This window comes from Pseudomonadota bacterium (genome assembly GCA_023229365.1).
Taxonomy (GTDB): domain Bacteria; phylum Myxococcota_A; class Polyangia; order JAAYKL01; family JAAYKL01; genus JALNZK01.
Map to the genome: position 1 here is coordinate 31422 of JALNZK010000047.1, position 6692 is coordinate 38113.

6 protein-coding genes are annotated in these 6692 nt (G+C 68.6%); 4 read left to right on the top strand and 2 right to left on the bottom strand.

The annotated features are described in order from the left end of the window. Nucleotides 1-105 precede the first annotated feature (105 nt). Entirely contained in the window at nt 106-1194 is a 1089-nt protein-coding gene (locus tag M0R80_17840) for a metallophosphoesterase (GenBank protein ID MCK9461496.1), read from the bottom strand. A gap of 104 nt (nt 1195-1298) precedes the next feature. Here M0R80_17840 and typA point away from each other — a divergent pair, with 104 nt between their 5' ends. Beyond that, nucleotides 1299-3116 (top strand): translational GTPase TypA, encoded by a 1818-nt coding sequence (gene typA, locus M0R80_17845; GenBank protein MCK9461497.1) that lies wholly within the window; start codon nt 1299-1301, stop codon nt 3114-3116. A gap of 961 nt (nt 3117-4077) precedes the next feature. On the opposite strand, the gene M0R80_17850 is transcribed toward typA, so the two are convergent. Beyond that, nucleotides 4078-5097 (bottom strand): hypothetical protein, encoded by a 1020-nt coding sequence (locus M0R80_17850; protein ID MCK9461498.1) that lies wholly within the window; start codon nt 5095-5097, stop codon nt 4078-4080. A 183-nt stretch (nt 5098-5280) separates the two neighbouring features. Between M0R80_17850 and M0R80_17855 the strand changes: the two genes are divergently transcribed. From M0R80_17855 to M0R80_17865, 3 genes are all read left to right on the top strand, one after another. Next, nucleotides 5281-5787: a hypothetical protein gene (locus tag M0R80_17855; GenBank protein MCK9461499.1), complete on the top strand. Its 507-nt coding sequence runs from the start codon at nt 5281-5283 to the stop codon at nt 5785-5787. Between the two features lie 100 nt (nt 5788-5887). Next, nucleotides 5888-6505, top strand: a complete 618-nt coding sequence (locus M0R80_17860) for a sigma-70 family RNA polymerase sigma factor (GenBank protein ID MCK9461500.1) — start codon at nt 5888-5890, stop codon at nt 6503-6505. Further along, on the top strand, nt 6502-6692 hold a 191-nt coding region (locus M0R80_17865), incomplete at its 3' end, for a hypothetical protein (GenBank protein ID MCK9461501.1). The genes M0R80_17860 and M0R80_17865, both read left to right, overlap by 4 nt.

Below are 6692 nucleotides of genomic sequence, written 5' to 3' on the forward strand. Positions count from 1 at the left end.
CGGTGGCGGAGACCGTGCCGCACGTCGTCGGCGTCGGCGCGCACAACGTCCGGTACCTGCGCTCGAAGAGGGACAAGGGCCATACCCTGCCGGATCTGTGATCCGTCAGTCCCCCGCGGCGTAGCCCCACGTCTCGATCGGTTCGAACTCCGTCGGCGAGATCATCTTCTTCCAGGTGAACGAGGCGTGCGGCCCTTCGATTTCGGCGAGGACGTAGCCGTACGGCGTGTCCGAGAACACCTTTTCTACCGAGGCGTCGCCGTTGTCGCCGCCGTAGTCGTGGTCGAAAACGGACGGGGGGGCGCCGGCCGTGCCGACGATGATCTGGAAGAACTCCGGGCCGGTGTCGCTCTCCCGGATGGCCGCCCTGGCGTAGAAGTGGTCGTGACCTGCGAAGTACGTTCGGCCGCCGGCGGCGACCAGGCTCCGGACGAACGCGTCGCGCTCGGCCGGGTGGTCGTCGAGGCAGTCCGCGTGGGCCGCGGCGTAGCCCGGCTCGTGCGCGAACGCGAAGACGTGCTCGGCGGTCGTCGCCGCGAGCCGCTCGTCGAGCCACGCCTGGTTGACGCGGTGCGGGGTGAAGTAGAGGTCGAAGCCGAGGAACAGCGCGTTCTCGTGCTCGACGGCGAACGTCTTATTGATTTCGCCCTCTGGCCCGGCGTCGGAGATGGCGTACGGGCCGCTGAAGACGGCGTCCCAGGGCGCGAAAGCTCCGGTGTCGTGGTTGCCGCGCACCGGGTAGACGCCCACTCCCGCCGCGTACAGCGTCTCCATCGTGTCGCGCCAGGCGACGAGATGGGCCTCGAGGGTCTCCGGGACGCTCGAGCCGTAGACGAGATCGCCGAGAAAGAGCACGAGATCCGCGCCATCGGCGAGAGCCGCCGCCGCGACGGCGCCGAGCACCTCGGCGTTGACCCCGTCGAGCGCAGAGGTGCCCCGGCTGTCGCCGAACACGGCGAAGCGCCAGACCGGGCCGGCATCCGCGTCCGTATCGGAGTCGGAGTCCGTGTCCGTGTCGGAGTCGGTATCCGTGTCGGAGTCGACGTCCGTATCCGCCGAGCCGGTTTCGGTGTCTTCCGGGCAGGCGCCCGCGTCCATGCCGATCCAGGGGACGCCGGGCACGGGGCTCGTGCACCCGCCCGCCGCCGCCGCGAGGATCGCGAGCATCGCCAGGGCGTCGGTCGCCGCGCGCATGACGTCGAGTATACTCCCGTTGAAGGCGTTTTCCGTTGACTTGTCTCGCCCGCGGGGCCTAAAGAGGGCGCCGCTCGCAGGCGGCGCGGCAGGAGGCGCGATTCATGACGGGAGCGAGGCGCGACGACGTCAGGAACGTGGCCGTGATCGCGCACGTCGATCACGGAAAGACGACGCTCGTCGACGGCATGCTCCGCCAGAGCGGGCTCATCCGGGCGTCCGCCGAGGTCGTGGACTGCATGCTCGACTCGGGCGACATCGAGCGCGAGCGCGGGATCACGATCCTCGCCAAGGTCACCGCCATCGACTACCGCGGGACGCGGATCAACGTCCTCGACACGCCCGGGCACCACGACTTCGGCGGCGAGGTCGAGCGCACACTCCTCATGGCCGACGGCGTCCTCCTGCTCGTCGACTCGGCCGAGGGGCCGCTGCCGCAGACGCGGTTCGTGCTCGGCAAGGCGCTCGGCCTCGGGCTGCCGGCGATCGTCGCGATCAACAAGATCGATCGCCGCGACGCCCGGCCGCTCGAGGTGCTCGACGAGGTGTACGAGTTGTTCCTCGATCTCTGCGGCGAGGACGCGGATCTCAACTTCCCTGTGCTGTTCACGGACGGGCGGCGCGGCGTGGCACACGCGGAGCTCGGCGACGGCTCCACGGATCTGCGGCCCTTGCTCGACGCGATCGTCGCGACGGTGCCCCCGCCGGAGGATCGTTCCGAAGCGCCGCTCTCCATGCACGTCAACAACCTCGGCTGGGACGATTACGTGGGGCGCCTCGGCATCGGGAAGGTGCGCTCCGGGCGGATCCGCGCGGGGATGCAGGTGCTCGTCCACGGCCCGGACGCCCACGTCACCTCGGGGCGCGTCCTCCGGCTGTACGCGGCGCGCGGCCTCGAGCGCGTCGAGATCGCGGAGGCGCGCAGCGGCGACATCGTCTCGCTCGCCGGGATCGAGCGGCTGGAGATCGGCGACACCATCGCGGACGCCCCCGACACCGAGCCGCTGCCGCGGATCCGGGTGGACGAGCCGACGCTCGCCATGACGTTCGGCGTCAACACGTCGCCGTTCGCCGGCCAGGACGGGACGTACGTGACGAGCCGCAAGCTCCGCGAGCGCCTCGAGCGCGAGGCGCTGATGAACGTCGCGGTCCGGGTGGAGGAGACCGACACCACCGACACGTTCCGGGTGATCGGCCGCGGCGAGCTGCAGCTGTCGATCCTGGCCGAGAACATGCGGCGCGAGGGGTTCGAGCTCTCGCTGTCGCGGCCCGAGGTCGTGACGCGCGAGATCGACGGCGCCCTCCACGAGCCTCTGGAGCGGGTCTACATCGACTGCTCCATCGAGACGCTCGGCGCGGTCTCGGAGCTGCTCGGCCCGCGGCGGGCGAAGATGGTCGACATGCGATCCGGCGAGACGCGCGTGCGGCTCGAGTACGCGATCCCGACGCGTGGCCTCATCGGGTTCCACTCGGAGTTCCTCACCGAGACGCGCGGCACCGGCATCGTGAACACCTCGTTCGAGGGGTGGATCCCGTGGCAGGGGCAGATCCCGGGGCGGCGCACGGGCGCGCTCGTCGCGGACAGGGAGGGGCGGGCGACGCCGTACGCCCTGTTCCACCTGCAGCCGCGCGGGACACTGTTCATCGAGCCGAACACGACGGTCTACGAGGGGATGGTGATCGGCGAGACGCCCTCGGGCCGCAACATCGACGTCAACGCCACGCGCGAGAAGAAGCTCACCAACATCCGAGCGGCGAACAGGGACGAAAACGTCATCCTGTCGCGGCCGCGGCAGATGAGCCTCGAGGCGTGCATCGAGTTCATCGACGACGACGAGCTCATCGAGGTGACGCCGCACCACCTCCGGATCCGCAAGAAGATACTGTCCTCCTTGGGCCGGTACAAGAACGTCCCCGCGTGATCTTCGGCCCGATTTCGATTTCGGCCGTTCCGTACCCGCGTGTGATTCAAGAACGGAATCCCGCCGGAGGCGGCGCGAGATAGATGTCCCGAGCATTTTATGGCTCTCCTCCATCACGAGTGGGTGAACCCGCCCGTTGTCGCGACGTAACTGCATGGCAATAAATGGAAAAGCGCATTCCCGTCGTGGAACTCTTGGTGATCGCCAAACCAACCAAGAAACCCCGAGGAAATGCGCGTCACCAAGTTTGCCCGGAACCTCATCGGTATCGCCAGTCTTTTCGTCACCGCCGTCGCCGTCGAGGCGGGGTGCTTCGTCGCCAGCGTCCGGCCCTCTTGGCGTGAGCCCCGTTGCGGCAAGTGCGGCCGCCGCGCGCCGGGTTACGACCGCCGCCCGGAGCGCCGCTGGGTCCACCTCGGCCTCGGCCGCACGCGCTGCCTGCTGCGTTACGCGCCGCGCCGCGTGTGCTGCCCGGACTGCGGGGTACGCGTGGAGCGGGTTCCGCCCTGGGAGGGGCCCTGGGAGGGGCCCCTGGGAGGGGCCGTAGAGATACCAGTTCTATTGCCGAATGCTTCGAGTGACGGATGGAAAGATCCAGCCCCCCTGGGAGAGGGAGGGGCCGTAGAGATACCAGTTCTATTGCCGAATGCTTCGAGTGACGGATGGAAAGATCCAGCCCCCCTGGGAGGGAGGGGCCGTAGAGATACCAGTTCTATTGCCGAATGCTTCGAGTGACGGATGGAAAGATCCAGCCTGCTGGTAGCGAGACGGGGCGGTCGGTCGATTTTCGAAACGAGCGCGGATCGGGCGAAACGGGTGGGCAATGAGCTCGGTTGCTGTCGATTCCGGCTGGTCATTTCGAGGTTCGTGGCGTTTCGGGTAGATCGATGCGTCTTCGCGGGCGAGAGCGACGCGAGAAGGCGGCGCGAGATCGGGAATTGATCATCTCGCCGAAGGCGGATCACGACGAGTCGGAAAAAGCGATCGGTCGCCTCAGCGGTGGCCGGAACGTGCCGGGCGGGAAGTCGACGTTGAAGCAGCCTGAACGGAAAGCGACGCTCGCCGGGATGTACATCTTCATGACGTCGCGCACCTTGTCGCGGTAGGCGTCGCGCTCGGCCCTCGTCGAGGCGTGGATCAAGGGCTTGCGGCCGCTGACGCGCGGCGTCGACGGCCGGCCCCGCGGATCGGTCTCGAAGTGGCGTGACACCGGGCAGAACGTCCGCCCCTCGCGCCGCAGCTGTTCGGCGGTCTCTTCTTCGACCTCCTCGACCGCCTTGCGGATCAGCGTCTGGCGTCGGTGCGCGGGCATGTCGGCGAGGTGCGGCAGCGGCGTGATCTCGAGCGTGCGCCACACCATGAACTGCTTTGGATGCAGCCGCCGGTTGAACGGCCCGCCCGCCTCCCAGTAGCGCTCCCACTCGATGTCGAAGAACCGCAGCGTTTCGCCGAGCGCCTGCGCGCGGTACGTCGAGAAGAACGGCGAGCGGCGGGCCCTGTCGACGAGCCCGTCCTTCACCGGGTTCGTCAGCGCGTAGATCAGCTGCTGGAACGCCTTGTCGTCGTTGGCGCAGGGCGTGACGCGGGTGGGGCCGGCGTACAGATGCCCTTCGCGATCTCGCAGGCGATTCAAGTCGCGGGCGACCTTCGAGTGGAAGTTTCGCCAGAATTCGGGCAGCCCGGTGATGTCGCCGTCCTTGGCCGACGCCTCCTCGTGCTGGTGCGTGCTCGACAGCTCGAGGGCGTGTAGATTGATGGGCGAAAGCTCCAGCGCTCTGGCCGCGGCGGCGCCGACGACGTTGATCACGCTCGGTATCGGGACGATCGGGCTTTCCGGGTCGAGCGCCTCGGGCGGGCATCCCCGCGCCAGCAGCGGGTGCGCGGGATCGTGATTCGGTGCGAACGAAAACGTGCGGTCCACGGTCGTCTGCACGACCGCGTAGACGACATCGGGTTCGAACAGGCGGATGAGATTCGACACGAAACCTGAATCGGCCGTTTCGCAGAAAGGTTGCCGGAAAACGACTGCGACATCGGGAATGACGGATCGCCGCGGACCGGACTCGACCCTTCTGCCCGGCGCGGTGGCGCTTTTTCCGTCCCCGCGGGTCCAACAGCCATGAGACCCGCGCCGTACGCAATTCCGGCGGGTCGGGAGGATGCCATGAGCCGAACAACCTTGTGCCTGATCGCCCTTTGCACGGTCGCCCTGGCCGCGTCGCCCGCCGCGGCGCAGAAGAAGGCCGCGCCCCGCGCGCCGGCCGCCGAGTCCGAGCCGTGCACCTGCCCGGACGCCGCGCCCGCGGCCCCGATTCGCGAGGGTGGGCTCGCGGAGTGCACCGACGGCGTCGACAACGACCGGGACGGGCACCTCGACTGCACGGACCAGGACTGCGAGATCTACGCCGCCTGCATGCGCCCGACCGTCGCCGCGGAGCCCCCGCTCCCGCCGCCCATGGAGGGGAAGAGCTACAGCAACATGCGCGAGCTGAAACGGGATCTGCACGCCGGCGCGATCTCGGGGCGCGCCTTCTACCATTGGCAGATGACGATCCGTGCCTGGCGGGAGGCCGAGTTCGATCTCGCCAAGGCCGAGTACCGTGCCGGCCGGATCACCCAAGCCGAGTACCGGGCCCGCATCGCCGCGATCCGCTTGAAGTACGAGGGCTGACCCCCCTCCGGGCCTCCCCCCTGGCCTCGCTCCCCCGAGAGGTGTACTTTTTCTGTCCCATCGTCGTGCCCCGAGACACTAGAGGGAGGTGGGATTCGCGATGAAAAAGCTGCCGACCGACCGCGGAGCCGAGACCGGTCACCAGGCCGACCTCTCCCTGGCGCGGGAGGCGGCGGCCGGCGACGAGAAGGCGCGGCGGCAGCTCGTCGAGCGGCTCATGGATCGGGTGCGCAACACTGTCTACTACATGGCCGCCGGCCACGCGGACACCGAGGATCTCGCGCAGCTCACGTTCATCCAGCTGCTGAAGTCCATCGGCTCGTTCCGCGGGCAGAGCTCGCTGCAGTCCTGGGCCGCGCGGATCACGGCGCGGACCGTGATGCGCGAGATCCGCAAGACGCGCACCTACCAGAGCCGCTTCGTAGACGCCGCGGTCGTCGAGACCGAGATCGAGTCGGACCGGCGCGTCGACAACGAGGCGGACGAGCAGCGCGTCTCGGCGCGGATCGCGGTCGCGCTCGCGGAGCTGAAGCCCAAGTACAGGCAGACGCTCGTGCTCCGCCTCGTCGAAGAGTACGACCTCAAGGAGATCGCGGAGCTGATGGACACGAACGTCTACACGGTCCGGTATAGGCTCCGCGTCGGCCGCAAGAAGCTCGGCCGGCTCGTGCGCAGGGATCCTCTGCTCGCGGAAAAGTTCGAGGGGGTTCGGCGATGACGGTCGAGCTCCGAGAGTGCCAGGCGGTGCGGCAGCTCTGGGCCGAGGAGGCGCTCGGGCGCTCCCTCTCGGCGGAAGAGCTCGCCCTGCGCGAGCGGCACGTCGCCCGATGCGCCGCGTGCCGGGTCGAGAGCGAGGTCGTCGCGCGACTCAAGAACACGGATCGGCCGGGACCCAGATCGGAAGA

Coding starts and splice junctions, on each gene's coding strand:
- M0R80_17840 (MCK9461496.1), bottom strand. CDS start 1,194: ATGCGCGCGGCGACCGACGCCCTGGCGATGCTCGCGATCCTCGCGGCG.
- typA (MCK9461497.1), top strand. CDS start 1,299: ATGACGGGAGCGAGGCGCGACGACGTCAGGAACGTGGCCGTGATCGCG.
- M0R80_17855 (MCK9461499.1), top strand. CDS start 5,281: ATGAGCCGAACAACCTTGTGCCTGATCGCCCTTTGCACGGTCGCCCTG.
- M0R80_17860 (MCK9461500.1), top strand. CDS start 5,888: ATGAAAAAGCTGCCGACCGACCGCGGAGCCGAGACCGGTCACCAGGCC.